The organism is Microcoleus sp. LAD1_D3, from assembly GCF_036702135.1.
GTDB lineage: Bacteria > Cyanobacteriota > Cyanobacteriia > Cyanobacteriales > Microcoleaceae > Microcoleus.
Window position 1 is genome coordinate 45,928 of record NZ_JAUBSB010000003.1, and the last position, 16,881, is coordinate 62,808.

Consider the following 16,881-nt stretch of genomic DNA (forward strand, 5'->3'; position numbering starts at 1 on the left):
GGCTGTTGACGGTTGACGGTTGACTGTTGACGGTTGACGGTTGACTGTTGACGGTTGACTGTTGACGGTTGGCTGTTGACTGTTAACCTTTGGGTTTTTGTTTTAGTGAGTTAAGATAAGCATTTAGTTTGGGTGAAAGTTCATTTAATAAGGGATGCAGGCGATCGCTCTGTTCTTGAGTTAAAAGATTTCGAGCTCCGTCAAGTCTTAACCAGTGTCTTGTTTCGTTTAAGGAGCCTCTGGCAATTTTAACAAAACGCTGATTATCTTGGCAGCTATAGCGTCCATGTCCTTCTGCAATATTAGCACCAACACTATCAGGCGATCGCACTATTTGTTTGCCCATCGTATCCTTCGCAAAGTCGTCCCATTTTTTAACAATAAACCATATTTCATTTGATATTTTTTCAGCTAATTGATAAACTCTTAGCTGTTGGAAGCTTTCCATCTTAGCTCCTTTAACATAGTCAACAGCCAACAGCCAACAGTCAACAGTCAACAGTCAACAGTCAACCGTCAACCGTCAACTTCCTTAAAGTTTCGCTTCCAAAGACTTGAGAAACTCAGTATTTACCCCCGACTCCCGCGTCAGGGCAATTTTCCCCGTACGAGCAATTTCCTTAATCCCAAATCTATTCAGAACCTGGACGATCGCCACCATTTTACCGGGATCTCCGACAACTTCCAATGTCAGCGTATCATCACCAATATCCACAACTCGCGCTCTAAAAATTTGAGCTAACTCAATTATCTCCGATCGCGTCCCGCTAGCTGCATTAACTTTCAGCAACATCAACTCCCGTTCCACACAGGGAATTTCCGTTATATCCTGAACTTTAAGCACGTTAATCAACTTGTACAGTTGCTTTGTCAATTGCTCGATAATTTGGTCATCTCCCGGTACAACCATCGTAATCCGAGACACTCCCCCTTGTTCCGCCGGGCCAACGGCCAGACTTTCAATATTAAAACCCCGACGGGCAAACAAACCAGCAATTCGAGTGAGGACACCCGCTTCATCTTCAACTAAAACCGAAAGAGTGTGTTTCATTTCTCCAAAAAGACGCATTTCGTGCAATTCTACTTTCGCCAATTCGCCTTTAAGCAGAAGTGCACGCCCATTGAACCTGCCTTAGACATTTTATCGCGAGTTATTGGCCGTTCATCTCCGGGAAAAAACAATATATGAAGCTGTCGGGGCCAGAGTCACGTCCGATCGACAATATCACTCATAGATCAGCGTAAATCCGCCCCCACCCGCTTATTGTTGTCGATCGCACCCACACCATCTAAGTTTTTTGTGTACGAACGTACACAATTACTTGAGCGAATAAAAATTTTTCAGGTCTTGTCGCTGACGGGGACTGAAAGTTTGAGACCCATTGGATCTCAAACTTCCTTCAAATAAAAACCCGGTGTTGCAGCGACGGCATTTGGCGGCGGACTTGTTCTAGTCGATCGGGATTAATTTCTGCGATCGCCACACCCGGTTCCTCTCCAGCATCAGCCAAAACCACACCCCAAGGGTCTATAATCATCGCGTGACCGTGAGTTTGACGGCGGCCGTAGTGGCGGCCAGTTTGTGCAGGGGCAATCATATAACAAGTATTCTCGATCGCCCTAGCTTGCAACAAAACCTTCCAGTGATCCTTGCCAGTGTAAGCAGTAAACGCCGCCGGCACGAACAAAATATCAGCCCCCTTGTACGACAAATGCCTGTACACTTCCGGGAACCGCACGTCATAGCACACCGAAAGTCCCAGCGTCCCCAACTCCGGCGACACATAAACCGGTGGCAAATCTTCACCAGCTTTCACAGTGTTCGATTCCCTGTAAGTAATGCCGTCGGGAACATCCACATCGAACAAATGTACTTTTCTGTACCTTGCCACTTCAGTGCCGTTTGGGTCTACCAGCAAAGAGGTATTGTATACCTTCCCCCCCTCCGTCGGCACGGGAAACCCGCCACCCAGAATCGTTACCTGGAACCGTTGGGCCATCGTTTTGAGGAATTTTTCGCTTTGGAGTCCGATCTCCTCTGAAAAAGCAATCTTTTCCTCCTCTTCTCCCATAAACGAGAAATTTTCTGGTAAGGAAACTAACTCGGCACCCCGACGCACTGCCAGGTCGATTAATTCCTCTGCCTGAACCAAATTTTTTTGCAGGTCAGGCAAGCTAGTCATTTGAATTGCTGCGGCGAGATAAGACTTCATCGATTCACAATATTAGTCATTAGTCATTAGTCATTAGCCATTAGTCATTGGGAACTAATTTGATAACTAAATAGTTTATATCCTTGGCTTTTACCCATTTAGGCGCTGGTTTTGCACTAACTGGTATGGTGTGAGAGTTTTGATATTTGAGTTTTAAATTAACCTGTAACTCATAATTCAAAAATCAAAACTCTCAGCTTTTACCTCCTAGGTTTTGCAACCTAAGTTCCCTCAAATCTTAAGGCATTGGATGGAAAAGCAGGTCGGGGAAAAAGCGGTTAAATTCAATTAAAGCCGCAGCTTGAATAGATATCCAAAGGATAGCCAATACTGGTGCTGTCGAAAGAAACTTGACAAAGTATTGCATGAATTCTGCTCCTGAAAATTCGAGACAGTTGGTAATTGCCGATCAATCTAGCGCGCTAATTGCTAATTTCTAGTTAATTACTTAACTGTTAGCTATTAGCTCTTCTCCATTTCCCAATTTTAGCGGGGGGAAACCGTAATTTCGTCGTCCTTCGCAAACATTTCACCGCTGGTGATGGATGTGAGAGCTGCCAGAGGCCATAAAACGCCACTCAGCATACATTTGATTGCCAAAGGAACGTCGATAATAATCTCTTTTTCCTCTGGAGTTGCTGATTTTTTGGTAACTTGCAGATAAGAACGGCCGACCCAACCAATCCAACCTGCCATATACAAGAACAGTATGCTAGGAATCAAAAAGTCCCCTGCTTTGCTCAAGTTGCCGTCTACGATTAAGTGCGGGTATCCTTCCGGGCCGCACATAGCTTGAGAATAGCGCTCGAATCTTGCTTTCGCAGATGCGGGGTCGCCATTGGTAGAACGTGCATTTTTAGCCAGTTCCTTGAATTCGGGAGAGTCTTTGCACGGCACTAAATTGTAAGCCGAAGCAACTGGAGCAAAACTGAACCAGACACTCAACACTAAAATTGCAGCAAACAATCGTCGCATGGAATTGTTTCCTTTTGTTACAAAACAATAAGTTTTTGTACAAGCATTTCAACTTGCCGATCGCGAATCCAGATTACCGCATTTGTTGACAGTCTAAAGTATCCATCAGTGATGCGGCAAAGCCCAATAGAATGAGGGATTCGCGTTTTCATAGGTCAATGCTGAGCTAGCAATACCGCGAGGATATTCCTTCCTTGCATCAGATGATGACCTTACCTGTCGATCAGGCAAAAATCCCTTAACAATAACCTGAGTACAGGTAGAGCGGGGGACTTGCGCCGAATTAGTTAAGCTAGCAATAACTAACCTATCAAATAAAATTACCAGTTAATGGCAACCATTTTCGCGATCGAAACAAGTTGTGACGAAACAGCAGCAGCGATTGTTAAGAATCGTCAAGTTTGCAGCAATGTTGTAGCATCACAAATTAAAATCCACGAGCAGTTTGGCGGAGTAGTGCCGGAAGTGGCTTCGCGGAGTCACCTAGAAATGCTAAATCAGGTAATTGCCCAGTGTCTCGGTGAAGCAAACCTGAGTTGGTCAGAAATTGACGGGATTGCAGCGACTTGTGCCCCCGGTTTAGTAGGCGCATTGTTAGTCGGGCTGACAGCGGCGAAAAGCTTGGCAATAGTCCATCAAAAACCTTTTTTAGGCGTCCACCACCTCGAAGGGCACATCTACGCTTCTTACCTTACCGAACCCGACTTGCAGCCACCGTTTTTGTGTTTGTTAGTTTCCGGGGGACATACTAGCTTTATTTACGTCAAAGATTGTGGCGTTTACGAAACTGTAGGACAAACACGAGACGACGCCGCCGGCGAAGCTTTTGATAAAGTCGCGAGACTGTTGCAGCTAGGATATCCCGGCGGGCCGCTGATTGACAAATTGGCCGCCCTTGGCAATCCCCAAGCATACCCCCTACCAGAAGGCAGAATTTCGCTGCCGGGAGGCGGCTATCATCCCTACGACAGCAGTTTTAGTGGGTTGAAAACAGCAGTTTTGCAGTTAGTGCAGAAACTCAAAAAACAAAGTAACAATGTGAGTAGCGAAGGTATTTTGTCTGCCTCTACAATTAATGATATTGCGGCCAGCTTTCAGGAAACTGTAGCTAAGAGTTTAACAAAAAGAGCGATCGACTGCGCCGTAAATTTCGGGCTTAGCACTATTGTAGTCGGCGGCGGAGTTGCAGCAAACAGCGGACTGCGAAAACATTTACAAGCAGCAGCAGCCAAAAACAACTTGCGAGTATTGTTTCCCCCATTAAAATATTGTACCGACAACGCAGCAATGATCGGCTGTGCGGCGGCAGAACACTTGCAGCGAGGACACACATCACCGCTGACTTTGGGAGCAAATTCAAGAATGGCTGTCAGCGATATTATGGAACTGTACAAGAGTCATTAGTCATTAGTTATTAGTCAACAGTCAACAGTCAACAGTTAACAGTCAACCCAACGATGAAAATCCGCGACGCAGTAGAAAGCGATTTGCCAGCAATTGTCCAAATATACAACGCAGCAATACCCGGCAGAATGGCCACAGCAGATTTAAAACCAGTCTCAGTCGAAAGCCGCCTCGCGTGGTACAGAGAACACTCCCCCAATTCCTGGCCGATTTGGGTAATTGAATCAGAAGAAAATATTCTTGGCTGGCTGAGTTTTCAGCTTTTCTACGGACGCGCCGCCTATCAGCATACAGCAGAAGTTAGCATCTACGTCGCACCCGATCGCCAACGCTGCGGAATCGGACAAAAATTATTGCAATCGGCAATTGTCCAAAGTCCAGAATTGAACCTTAAAACTCTCATAGGCATAATTTTTGCTCACAATCAGCCGAGTGTAAGGTTGTTTGAGAAATTGGGCTTTCAGCGGTGGGGATATCTGCCACAAGTTGCCGAACTTGACGGCGTTGAAAGAGATGTCGTAATTCTGGGTTTGCGTTGTCTGTAGGAACTGATATCAATTCCGGGGCCACCGGAATTGATGTGATGTTTGCTCAATCTGCTAAAATTGTAATTTCATCCAAAGATGCGATCGCCACATCAGCTTTTTCCAAATGACTAACCTGGGCATTTCCCCAGCAAATCCCGATACAGCCAGCCGCGCCCGCATTTTTACCCATCTGAATATCGCCCGCTGAATCTCCCACCATCAAAGTTGCTGCGGGATTTACTCCGAGTTTCTCACAAGCTTGCAGAAACAATTTCGGGTCGGGTTTATGAAGCGTGGAATCCACTCCCATTTCTAACTGAATCCACTCGGCTAATGCGTGGTGTTTCACAAATTTTTGCACCACAGCCGTCGTAGCCGCCGAAAGAATTCCCAGTTTTAAACCCGCTTCCGAAAGATATTTCAGCACTTCCAAACTGCCGACAAATAAAGGAGAAACAGCACTATTTTTAAACATTTCGTCGGCTTCGTCAAAAGCGCGGCGCGCAATAGTTAAAGATTCCAACCATCCCCTGCCGGTTTCCGCGATGTATCCCGCTGCAACAATCTCATTTTCCCTGCGACTACCGACTGCTAGCAAACCCGTGGGGTCAATGCTGCCGCCTTCGATGCCGAAAGCCATTTGTAAAGGCTCTCCAACGCCCGGAATTTGAGCGTCTGCGAGGCGGGCTCGCTTAATCCCCAACAATCTCAAAAACTCCTGAGAATCCTCTAGAGTGCCGTCTTTGTCAAAAATTATGGCTTCGATATTTGAGAAGGTAATGCCCCGACATTTAATAGTTACCAAGAATCATAACTCCGTAATTTTTATATGGTTTTCTATCTTCCCATATTGCGCTATTTTTGGCAATTATTAGTGGCTCGCGATCGTTGTGTTCCTACAAAATCTTGATACAACATTAGACATCTCCAATAATTATTGTGGAACAGGCATCTTGCCTGTTCAAAACAGGCTTTTCGGGAGATGAATCTTGTTGTGTGCCTACAAAATTAGGGCACAACATTGTTGTGTCCCTACAATCAACACACTAAAATCTTCCCGCTAAATTGGCAACGGTTAATGCTAGTTGAACGGGCTGGACAGGCTTGGCAATATGCGTTTGAAAACCAGCTTCGATCGCCCTTTGCCGTTCTTTATCGCTCACATAAGCAGTCAGTGCAGCGGCAGGGATTTCTCCTCCGGCTTCCGCAGCAAGAGCTCGCACTTCTCGAATTAAGAAATACCCATCTTTCTCTGGCATTCCGATATCGGAGATTAGCACGTCATATCGGCCGGGATTCTCAGTCAAAGCATCGATCGCACTTCTGGCAGATGCAACTGTTAAAACCTCAGCCCCGTAGCTTTCGAGCACAAATTCTAAGAGCTCCCGGGTATCGATCCGATCGTCCACAGCTAAGATGTGCAAGCCTTCGAGAGAGGGAACGATGTCCTTTGAGGGGTTTAAAGGCCCTACCAAAACACTTGACTTTAAATTGAGCGGCGATGTCAACTCGACAGGCAACGATCGCAACGGCAATCTCAGAGTCATTGTAGTTCCTTGTTCCTCACCCGGACTATCCGCTTGCACCGTTCCTCCGTGCAATTCTACCAGATGACGCACGATCGACAAACCCAATCCCAGCCCTTGATTAGCCTTGGTGCTGCTGGAATCGCCTTGATGGAAACGATCGAAAATATACGGCAAGAATTCTGCCCCAATGCCTTTTCCCGTGTCGCTAACTCGAAGTTGAGCGTGATTATCGATCGCTGCCAGCGTGACTTCCACTCGTCCCCCCTCAGGAGTAAACTTAAGGGCATTAGACAAAAGATTCCACACAACTTGCTGCAAGCGAGCAAAATCACCTAAAACAGTCGCACCACTCAACTCCGAAACAATTTGAATATTTTTTGCGGAGGCTGATAATTGAACCACATCGATCGCAGCTCCCACCACCACAACCAGATCGATCACATGGATATTAAGAGCGAGCTTGCCGTTGGTAATCCGAGAAATATCCAGGAGATCTTCGATTAACTGAGATTGCGTCCTCGCGCTGCGCTCGATCACCTCTAGAGCGCGATTAGCGGCTGCTTCCTTAAGCTTGCCGGAGCGCAGGACTTGTGCCCATCCCATGATCGGAGTCAGGGGATTGCGGAGTTCGTGGGAGAGATTCGCGAGAAATTCATCTTTAGCACGGTTAGCGGTTTCTGCCTGTTGGCGGGCCAACTGTTCCTGCTGCAATAACTCCGATCGCTCTATCTCAAACTGCTTGCGCTCAGTGATATCCTCGATCGACAACAGAATCATTAAAGCCTGGTCTTCTCGTTCAAGTTTACAAGCATTCAGCAGCATAGTTTTGATCCCGATCTGCTCAAACAGGTGATCCAACTCAAAGTTTTGAAGCTGAACATTACTAAGCAGAATATCTTCCAATATCGATCGCAGTTGGGGAATATTCCACTGCCCGTTGCCTAGCTCAAACAGCGACGATTTTGCTGTTTCTGACGGTGAAACCTGAAACATTTCATAAAACGATCGATTTGCTTTATTCACTCGGAAATTAGCATCTAGGACGACTAAAGGCGTTTGCACAGTTTCCACAATGGTTTCAGCATAATTTCGGGCTTCCTCCAAGGTTCTGGCACTGCGTTTAAGAGCATCAATATCGAGCAAAACCATCACCACACCGTCAATCTGGTTTTCCGTTGTCCGGTAAGGACGAATGCGGAGGTTGTACCAATATCCCGATAAAGTTTCAACTTCTTGTTCTTTAGTCTGGAGAGTATCAATCACCTCCAAAATCATCTGTTCCAAGTCGGGAACGTTCAGAGTTGAGCGGATGTCGCTAAAAGGCCGTCCAACATCTGTGGGAATCACACTAAAAATTTCCTGTGCCGTTGGCGTAAAGCGTCGAATCTGTAAATCGTTTGTCAGCATTAAGATAGGGATATTGATACTGGAAAGCAAATTTATCAGATCGTTATTGACCAGGCTTTGTTCAATATTTCGGTTGCGAAGTTCCTCGTTAGTGGTAGTGAGTTCCTCGTTAGTGGCTTGAATCTCTTCTTTGGCAGTTTCTAACTCCTCGTTGGTGCTTTGCAACTCCTCGTTGCTCGATAGGATTTCTTCGTTCGCAACTTTGATGTCTTGGTTGAGATTTTCCTGTTCCTGGATCACCGCTTGCAGTTGCGCTTGAACCGCAGTTTTTTCTTGGTAAGCAGTTGCAAGTGCCTGCCTCAGTAGCTCAACTTCGCGCACTAAATCAGCTTGCTCGAAGCTTTCAAAAGGGAGAGTGCTGAAGTTAAGCACCGTGGGTGAAGCCTCTTCAAATACCACCAAAAAGTAGCGTCCTTCGACCGCCTGTGGCGGGAACGGAATCACCTCAAAATTGACGATAGTCGATCGTCCGCCCGATTCAACAACCGATACCCCTTCTTTCCTAACGGTCACATTATGCGTTTGTGCGTGATAAATGGCGGTGCGAAGCTCAACTAGCAAGCCTTCCCTTGCCATTGTCAGCAAGTTTAAGTCGGCCGTTCCGAAGGCCAGTCTCAAGTAAGGATTGATGTCTCCCCGCACTTGCAGGATGTTCATGAGCTCGTTGATAACCACACCTGCTAGGGCATAGCGATTCAAAATCAGTTGGTCTGTTTCTCGCTGTAAATCAAAGCTATTTGTCAAATTTTCCTTCACTTCCTGCCCTTCACGTACTTTAGCGACGGGATAGGAACTCGGCGTAAACGAAAAAGTGGGACGAGTCGCCGTCAACTTTTTGGCATAAATTTTAGATTTTTTATCCACTGAAGTAAACAAGTATGAGAATTTTCCGGTACTCTCAGAAGTGCCTAACAAGAGAAAGCCATTTGGGTTAAGACTGTAATGAAAAATGGGCATCACTTTTTTTTGCAATGACTCTCCCAAGTAGATCAGCACATTGCGACAGCTAACTAAATCGATATTGGAAAAAGGCGGGTCGCTACCTAAGTTTTGTCGGGCAAATACACACATTTCGCGCACTGCCTTGCTGATTCTATAGCTACCTCCTTCTTGGGCAATAAAGAAGCGAGTACGTCGTTCTGGTGAAACATCTACCATCTGGTTTTCTGAGTAGACGCCAGACCTCGCTTTGTTGATCGCGTGTTCGCCAATGTCTGTGGCAAAAATCTGGATCGGTGGCGGGATAACTCGATCGCTCAAAAACTCTAACAAGCAAATGGCGATCGAATAAACTTCTTCACCTGTCGAACATCCCGCCACCCAAATCCGAATCGGAGTTTCGGCCGATTTATTTTGGGTAATCGTGGGGAAAACCAGCTCTTTTAACTTTTCAAAGGCTTCGGGGTCACGGAAGAAACTGGTAACGTGGATCAGGATTTCTTCATACAAAGCTGTGACTTCAGCCGAATTGTCTCGAAGATGTTGTGCGTAATCATTCAAGGTTTCCAGCTTGTACAACACCATCCGCCGCTGGATGCGTCGAGCGATCGTGGTGGGTTTGTAGTGGCTAAAATCAACGCCTGTGGTGGATTTCAGCAGCGCAAAAATATTTGCCAGGGCATCTCCCTGTTCGGGCGATTCCTCAAGTTTTGTCAGGGGAAGCGGGCCAGTCAGAAGCGGACTGCGACTATAGTTTCCCAGTTCCTCGGCAATTTTTTCCGGTGGCAGAACGAAATCGACATTGCCTGTAGCAACAGCGGTATTCGGCATACTATCGAATTTTGCTGTGTCTTGACATTGAGCAAAAGTCATGCCTCCGGCTGCTTTGATTGCCTTGAGCCCCAGTGAACCGTCTCCGTCTCCCCCGGATAAAACTACGGCGATTGCTTTGTGCCCGCGATCGATCGCCAATGAGGTAAAAAACGCATCTCCCGGCATATATTTGCCATAAATCTTCTCGCGGGGTGATAGTTGCAGGACGCCTTTAGATAGCACCATCTTGGTGTTGGGCGGAATAACGTAGACTTGATTGGGCTCTACGGCTACGCCGTCTTCTACCTCATTAACAGGCATTTCCGTCGTTCTCGCGAGAATCTCGCTCAGCAGACTTTTGTGATCGGGGGCTAAATGCTGAATCAGCACAAACGCCATACCCGTATCAGTCGGTAAATGGCTCAGTAACCCCGTGAATGCTTCCAAACCTCCTGCTGAGGCGGCAATCCCAACAATAGGAAAGGGGGCATCGGTTTCGGTTAAGTGTTCGCTGTCGAGGGCGGCTGGTGCGATCGATTCGGGTGTATTTTCGGGAGATGATTGAGCAGAAGTCATGATGTGAAGTCCTCGACTTCAGTTATGTAGCAGCAAACACATCTGGTAAGCGTGTGGCTAAGTAATTTTGACTATTTTTATTAAAACTTAACTTGCCACCAGCACGCAAGTAGCGTGTGGCTAAGTAATTTTGACTATTTTTATTAAAGCTTAACGTGCAACCAGAACGCAAGTAGCTTAAGGAAGAGCTGTAGCTTTGAAGCTATTAGATCAGCGCGCTCTGAAAACTCTATCTGCTGTTGGGGCGATCGCAAGGAGAAGCTAGCAATAACCAGGTATATTTGTTTACCTATTTAGCTTTTTAGAGGGATCAGTGTAGCAGACAGCGCGATTACTGATTCCGTATTAATTCTAGCAGTATAAGCGACTTGTGCGCCTTGTATTCCTTTTAAATCTTCTACTCGTTTTTGAATTTCGGAGACTCCAGCAGCTTTTAATGCTGTTAAGAATGCTGGGTCGCTGTAAACATCTTCAGAAAACGAAACTTCGTCACTTTTAGAAAGATTTTGAATGCGGGCGGCTTTGTTGACTGTAGAGCCAAAATAGTCGATCGAATTATTAAGATTTACGAGCAAAGCCGTACCTCGGTGAATGCCAATTCTGACTTGAATCCACTCTTGTTGTTGGCGAGTGGAGTTATACTCTCTCAAACAGGCTACAGCACCAGCGGCAGCCATAATGGCTTGTTCGTTGCTGATAAAGGAAGCCATGACGGCATCGCCGATGGTTTTAATGACTTTACCGCCAAATTTCTCGATAAACTCAAAGAAAATTTCAAAATGATCGCGCACAATATTGTAAGCTTTAGTATCTCCCAGCGTTTCGTACATTCTGGTAGAACCGGTAATATCAGTAAACATAATAGTAATCGCCCGAATCTTGACTCGCTCTCTTTCCGATATTACTCGATCGCCGAACAAACGCTTATAATCCGGGTGATGAAGCAGTTGCATTCCTGACAGCCGCAGGGGCAATTGTTCTAATGTCAATTCATCTGGCAATTCATCTGAATGCAAAATCAGCCCGGACAAATTGTGATCGGTATTAGTTAGTTCTATCTTAACTTTTCCGGGACGCACGACTAGCTCTTGTTTGTCAAAATCTGGGCCGGCTAACTGTTTGAGTTGAATTTCTTGTATGCCTTCTGTTTCTGCGCCTTCAACCTTTAAAATCCCTTTAGCTAAAGTGAGGGGACAGCAGTAGCGATATCGACCGTTTTCTAAGGTGACAGTTTCGGATTCGGTGCAGTATAAAGGCGTTACCAGTTGCAGTTTGCTCTGGAGTACGGGAGGGGGAGCGCAGACGGGCCGCAGTTGCGGGTCTTCGATTTTTTTGTTCAGGGAAAAAGTAACTTCGACGCGATCGAGCAAATCAATTTTAAACTCGCGATCGCACATTGGGCAAAAAGACATTTCTGATGTGTCTGCCAAATCCTTGAATTCGTCTGTAATCATGTTGCAGTGGGGGCAGTGAATATCCCAGTGCAAGTCGAAGACACCGGCTTTGACTCCGTGCAGAAATTCCGAAGTAATTCTTTTAATATTCTTGACTGTATCGCCTGCTAGGTAGTAAGGGTTAATCCGCAATCTCTGCAAAATGTGGGAACCGATTAACCAGTTTTCGATTTGGTCGATCGTTCCTTTGCTAGAATTGGAACGTTTTTTAAGCTGTTCAAATTGTTCTTTCAAAAGTTCGCTGTTCATTTTGCGCTTGCCTTGGAGCGTCAGGGCAAGAAATATATAAGGATTATGTTGTGTGATTTGTGCGCCTGGTTTGTTCTTGCCTGATAATTCTGATGAGCTTGCACTTGTGCGGATGTCCCTGATGTTTGTAAATCTTAACAAATTAGCACGCAAAAGGCGATGTTTCTTTAGGCAGAGGGATCTGCAACTTGCATCAATTCAAAGTGCGATCGCTGCATCGGTCTACAGAAATCTCTTAAATCTCGGTAATTGGGAATTGGTAATTGGGAATTGGGAATTGGGAATTGGGAATTCTCAACCACCCAGCAGCGACTAATGACTAATAACTAACTCAAAAAAAAAAGAGGGAATTTTCCCTCTTTTAATCACACACTAACTGCGATGTTATTCTTCCGTCGCAGGAGGGATTTCTTCCTCTACTACATCTAATACTGCTTCGGGTGCTGCTTCGGGTGCTGCTTCGGGTGCTGCTTCGGGTGCCGCTTCCGGTGCTACTTCGGGTGCTGCTTCGGGTGCTACTTCCGGTGCTACTTCCGGTGCTACTTCCGGCAGATCCTCTTCCATTGCTGAGGGTACGTCTTCGAGTATTTCGTCGGAGAGTTCATCATCAACATCAGTTGAGTCTACAGGAATGTCCATGCCTGCTTTAGCTTGCTTTTGAGCCAGCATTTTCTCACGGAACTTAGCTGCCATTTCCTCAGCTTTTTCGTACACCAATTCGCGATTTTTGACCATCGCGCCCGGTTCCGGTTCCAATTGCTTAGTGGAGAGAGAAATCCGGCCCCTCTCGGCATCCAAGTCAATGATCATCACTTTCACTTCGTCGTTGACATTGAAGACGCTATGAGGCGTATCGATGTGATCGTGTGAAATTTCCGAGATGTGCAGCAAGCCGCTGACGCCGCCGATGTCGATAAAGGCACCGTAAGGCTTGATACCGCGTACTGTACCGATGACCACTTCCCCGACTTCGAGGCGGTTCATCTTGCGCTCAACTAAGGCGCGACGATGACTCAACACTAGGCGGTTGCGGTCTTCGTCTACCTCTAAGAATTTTAATGGTAATTCTTCGGCGACTAATTCTTCCTTCGGTTTGCGGGTGCTTATATGAGAACCGGGAATAAAGCCTCGCAAGCCTTCTATTCTCACGAGTGCGCCGCCGCGGTTGGTGGCAAATACTTGCGATCGTACTGTGGCATCTTCTGCTTGCAGTTGTCGCACTCTTTCCCACGCCCGCATATACTCGATGCGCCGGATGGACAGGGTTAATTGTCCGTCTTCATTTTCATCGGTTAGAATGAAAAATTCTCTGGTTTCGTTTGATTGCAATACCTCTTCAGGGCTTTCGACTCGATTGATCGACATTTCCTGAATGGGAATGTACGCTGCTGTTTTAGCACCGATATCAATCAGAGCGCCCCTGGGTTCTATACTAAAAACTGTACCCGCTACTACATCGCCCGGGCTAAAGTGATAGTCATATTTATCAAGTAGGGCTGCAAAATCTTCGTGAGTAAAGCCGATGTCTTTGACTGTGGTTTTGAGATTGACCATGCGAATAGTTTCCTAGGATTTCTCTCCTTCATGTTTTTCGTTTGTGCCGGCAGATATTAGAGATTTTGGTGAAAAAGCGATTAACTTTTTTCCAAATCTTTTACTAAAGTCAGTTTTCGCTAACTTTTGCCGGGTGCAACTGCACACCAGCGCTTGCCATTACTGTTACTCCATACTCTGTGTTAAAACGTTTAATCTTAACATTCCGAGTCAAGTAGACTATTTTGACACTCTCAGGTATAAATAAACTGAGATTCTTCATTCAACGAGCCGACTTGCTGGCGACAGGATTACTCCAGTCTAAGTAGAGGTCGGTTTCTCCAGAAGCGTAAATTTCGGTATGCCCTACCGTATTTAATTAGTCACCGATCTTTAGTTAGGTTTTGTTCAAATGCGAGCTTTCCTAAACTGCAACACCGTTAGGTGTGACTACGCACTCAACTAATCCAGTTAAGTTTTTACGTTGTCTAGTTATACTCTATTTTAGACCGATGACGATCATATCACACCCAGCACTCTTACTGAGAAAAAAGAACACTCGCTCGAATGAGAGTCCCTTGAGTCGCTATTCCTCCCGGCCTTCCTCGCGACACGGTTTTCAATCTCCCAGAATATTTCTCTAAATTAATTTAAGCGAGCTTAGCTGGGACTAGCGCAGGATGCGGGGCTTTCTCGATCGACTGCTTCGGAATCTGGCAAATCTGCGTCAAAATTTGGAGCAGTTTCTGTATCTTCAGCTTCGTTGAGGGGATTCTGAAGGTGATTTAGGGTATCTACAAAATCTCGGATGCCTCGAAATTGCCGATATACTGAGGCAAAACGGACATAAGCGACTTCGCTGAGCGGCCGCAGGTGCAACAGCACCAGTTCCCCTATTTCTGAACTGGCGATTTCTCGGAGCGATCGACCTTGGAGTTGCGCCTCAATTTCTTCTGCCAGAGTTTCGAGATGCCCGGAAGACAAACCGGTTTTTTCGCAGGCCCGAATCAATCCCCTGACTAATTTTGACCTGTCAAAAGATTCGCGCTTGCCGTCCCGCTTGATCACCGTAATCGGGACAAATTCTATACGTTCGTAAGTTGTGAAGCGGTGCTGGCAGCTCAAACACTCACGCCGCCGACGGATGCTTTGACCTGATTCGGCTGAACGCGATTCTAGAACCCGGCTATTTGTGTGTTGGCAGGAGGAACAGCGCATGATTGCTGATTTTAACAGGCATTGCCAGCAAATTGCCATTCATCTAACCGCCTGGGGTCTGATGAATGGCTGGACTAGAAAAATCACTTAGCACACAGCGGTGAAATAGTCCCGCACCAAATTAGATCACTATGATGCGGGCTAACCGCAGTCCGGTTCAAGATATTTTGGACGTGCTGCAGGCGTATAGCTAATTATTTGCCAATCCGGGGAGGTTCCCGAAAGGCGATCGCAAAAAATAGTACGCCTATGGCTAAAGCCAGAATCAAAATGTAAGCAACACTTTCCATGTTAAATTTTCCCTATCTTCCCTTGCCGTATTATTTTATCTTAATTACTGGTTTTATTATTAACTAAAAAAACCCGGTTTCTTGAAGAAACCGGGTTTTTGTGTAGCGGGGAAGTTTCCCCCCCTACCCAGAGGCTGGCGAAATCTAGAGAGATTCTTCTCTTCTTGTTGTTACGTCGCCCACCTTTTGGAACAGGCCCCACTCGACTTGTTCTTCCAGGTCAGCCTCAACTCCAGCAAACACGTCGCGGAAAATAGTCCGAGAACCGTGCCAGATATGGCCGAAGAAGAATAACAAAGCAAAGCAAACGTGTCCGAAAGTGAACCAACCGCGAGTCGAAGTGCGGAAAACGCCGTCCGAATTCAAGGTTTCACGATCGAATTCAAACACTTCACCTTTTTGAGCCGCGCGAGCAAACTTCTTAACATCTAGAGGATTATTAAAGGTTTGACCGTTAAGTTCGCCGCCGTAGAAGCTGACGGTAACTCCGCTTTGTTCAAAGCTGTATTTTGATTCAGCACGGCGGAAGGGGATGTCAGCGCGAACGATCCCATCTTTGTCCGTCAAAATCACTGGGAAAGTTTCAAAGAAGTTGGGGAGGCGGCGAACCGACAATACCCGACCTTCGCTGTCAGTAAATACTGGATGACCCAGCCAGCTTTTCGCAATACCATCGCCATTGACCATCGCGCCGGCCCGGAACAAACCGCCTTTAGCAGGAGAGTTGCCCACGTAGTCGTAGAAAGCCAATTTTTCGGGAATTTGTTCGTAAGCTTCTTGGAAGCCTTGACCCCCGGCCAAGGTAGCTTGAGCTCTGCGATCGATTTCTTGTTGGAAATAGCCGCTGTCCCACTGATAGCGAGTCGGGCCAAAAAGTTCGATCGGAGTAGCAGCAGAACCGTACCACATCGTACCCGCAACCACAAAGGCTGCGAAGAACACGGCAGCGATACTGCTAGAAAGTACAGTTTCGATATTCCCCATCCGCAGGGCTTTGTAAAGACGTTCCGGCGGCCGCACTGTCAAGTGAAACAAACCGGCAATTACGCCGACTACGCCCGCTGCAATGTGGTGAGCCACGATGCCGCCCGGATTATACGGGTCAAAGCCTTCTGGGCCCCAAGCAGGCGCCACTGGCTGGACGTGACCGGTCAGGCCGTAGGGGTCGGACACCCACATTCCCGGGCCAAAAAGTCCCGAAAGGTGAAATGCACCGAAGCCGAAGCAGAGCAAGCCGGAGAGGAACAGGTGAATGCCAAACATTTTTGGCAAGTCGAGGGCTGGTTCACCGGTGCGAGGGTCTCTGAAAAGTTCTAAGTCCCAAAATACCCAGTGCCAAACTGCTGCTAAGAACAGCAGGCCCGAAAGGATGATGTGAGCGACGGCCACGCCTTCAAAGGACCAGAAGCCCGGATCGACATTACCTTCGCCCGTGATGCTCCAACCGCCCCAAGAACCCGTAACTCCCAAGCGAGTCATGAAGGGCAACACGAACATCCCTTGACGCCACATTGGGTTCAGAACTGGGTCTGTGGGGTCAAAAACTGCTAATTCATAAAGGGCCATTGAGCCGGCCCAACCTGCCACGAGGGCAGTGTGCATTAAGTGTACAGAAATCAATCGGCCTGGGTCATTTAAGACGACTGTGTGTACGCGATACCAGGGTAGTCCCATTGACTGCGGTTCTCCAAGGTGTAAGTGATGATGTCTATTTTTACGGAAAAATCAGATTCTGAATCCCCAGCAGTTACCTG

At 46.7% G+C, this 16,881-nt stretch carries 15 protein-coding genes; 3 read left to right on the plus strand and 12 right to left on the minus strand.

Annotation, left to right across the window (positions count from 1 at the left end; all coding sequences use genetic code 11):
* Positions 1-82 precede the first annotated feature (82 nt).
* The 5 genes from QUA74_RS02155 to QUA74_RS02175 all read right to left on the minus strand — a co-directional run bounded on the left by QUA74_RS02155 (position 83) and on the right by QUA74_RS02175 (position 3,188).
* Positions 83-448, minus strand: a complete 366-nt coding sequence (locus tag QUA74_RS02155) for a four helix bundle protein (protein WP_333324777.1) — start codon at positions 446-448, stop codon at positions 83-85.
* 84 nt (positions 449-532) lie between these two features.
* Positions 533-1,051 (minus strand): acetolactate synthase small subunit, encoded by a 519-nt coding sequence (gene ilvN / locus QUA74_RS02160; RefSeq protein WP_039887977.1) that lies wholly within the window; start codon positions 1,049-1,051, stop codon positions 533-535.
* A 349-nt stretch (positions 1,052-1,400) separates the two neighbouring features.
* Entirely contained in the window at positions 1,401-2,213 is an 813-nt protein-coding gene (locus tag QUA74_RS02165; RefSeq protein WP_333324524.1) for a carbon-nitrogen hydrolase family protein, read from the minus strand.
* Between the two features lie 238 nt (positions 2,214-2,451).
* A complete protein-coding gene (gene psaJ / locus QUA74_RS02170; RefSeq protein ID WP_333037175.1) occupies positions 2,452-2,580 on the minus strand; it encodes a photosystem I reaction center subunit IX in 129 nt (42 codons plus the stop codon).
* Positions 2,581-2,699: 119 nt separating this feature from the next.
* Positions 2,700-3,188: a Photosystem I reaction center subunit III gene (locus QUA74_RS02175; RefSeq protein ID WP_333324526.1), complete on the minus strand. Its 489-nt coding sequence runs from the start codon at positions 3,186-3,188 to the stop codon at positions 2,700-2,702.
* Between the two features lie 330 nt (positions 3,189-3,518).
* Between QUA74_RS02175 and tsaD the strand changes: the two genes are divergently transcribed.
* On the plus strand, positions 3,519-4,592 hold the full coding sequence (tsaD, locus tag QUA74_RS02180; protein WP_333324527.1) for a tRNA (adenosine(37)-N6)-threonylcarbamoyltransferase complex transferase subunit TsaD: 1,074 nt from the start codon (positions 3,519-3,521) through the stop codon (positions 4,590-4,592).
* 53 nt (positions 4,593-4,645) lie between these two features.
* Entirely contained in the window at positions 4,646-5,137 is a 492-nt protein-coding gene (locus QUA74_RS02185) for an N-acetyltransferase family protein (protein WP_333324529.1), read from the plus strand.
* Positions 5,138-5,183: 46 nt separating this feature from the next.
* Here QUA74_RS02185 and QUA74_RS02190 read toward each other — a convergent pair whose 3' ends face one another.
* The 3 genes from QUA74_RS02190 to QUA74_RS02200 all read right to left on the minus strand — a co-directional run bounded on the left by QUA74_RS02190 (position 5,184) and on the right by QUA74_RS02200 (position 12,086).
* On the minus strand, positions 5,184-5,924 hold the full coding sequence (locus tag QUA74_RS02190) for an HAD family hydrolase (RefSeq protein ID WP_333324530.1): 741 nt from the start codon (positions 5,922-5,924) through the stop codon (positions 5,184-5,186).
* Between the two features lie 241 nt (positions 5,925-6,165).
* Positions 6,166-10,383: a chemotaxis protein CheB gene (locus QUA74_RS02195; protein WP_333324532.1), complete on the minus strand. Its 4,218-nt coding sequence runs from the start codon at positions 10,381-10,383 to the stop codon at positions 6,166-6,168.
* A 293-nt stretch (positions 10,384-10,676) separates the two neighbouring features.
* Positions 10,677-12,086 carry an adenylate/guanylate cyclase domain-containing protein gene (locus tag QUA74_RS02200; protein ID WP_333324534.1) on the minus strand — a complete coding sequence of 470 codons (1,410 nt, stop codon included), beginning with the start codon at positions 12,084-12,086 and terminating at the stop codon, positions 10,677-10,679.
* Positions 12,087-12,138: 52 nt separating this feature from the next.
* Between QUA74_RS02200 and QUA74_RS02205 the strand changes: the two genes are divergently transcribed.
* On the plus strand, positions 12,139-12,402 hold the full coding sequence (locus tag QUA74_RS02205) for a hypothetical protein (protein WP_333324536.1): 264 nt from the start codon (positions 12,139-12,141) through the stop codon (positions 12,400-12,402).
* Positions 12,403-12,470: 68 nt separating this feature from the next.
* Here QUA74_RS02205 and QUA74_RS02210 read toward each other — a convergent pair whose 3' ends face one another.
* From QUA74_RS02210 to psbB, 4 genes are all read right to left on the minus strand, one after another.
* Entirely contained in the window at positions 12,471-13,640 is a 1,170-nt protein-coding gene (locus tag QUA74_RS02210) for a 30S ribosomal protein S1 (RefSeq protein WP_333324538.1), read from the minus strand.
* 639 nt (positions 13,641-14,279) lie between these two features.
* Positions 14,280-14,837: a transcriptional regulator NrdR gene (gene nrdR, locus QUA74_RS02215; RefSeq protein ID WP_333324780.1), complete on the minus strand. Its 558-nt coding sequence runs from the start codon at positions 14,835-14,837 to the stop codon at positions 14,280-14,282.
* 194 nt (positions 14,838-15,031) lie between these two features.
* Positions 15,032-15,127, minus strand: a complete 96-nt coding sequence (locus QUA74_RS02220) for a photosystem II reaction center protein T (protein ID WP_006635641.1) — start codon at positions 15,125-15,127, stop codon at positions 15,032-15,034.
* Between the two features lie 144 nt (positions 15,128-15,271).
* Positions 15,272-16,801 (minus strand): photosystem II chlorophyll-binding protein CP47, encoded by a 1,530-nt coding sequence (psbB, locus tag QUA74_RS02225; protein WP_333324540.1) that lies wholly within the window; start codon positions 16,799-16,801, stop codon positions 15,272-15,274.
* Between the last annotated feature and the right edge of the window lie 80 nt (positions 16,802-16,881).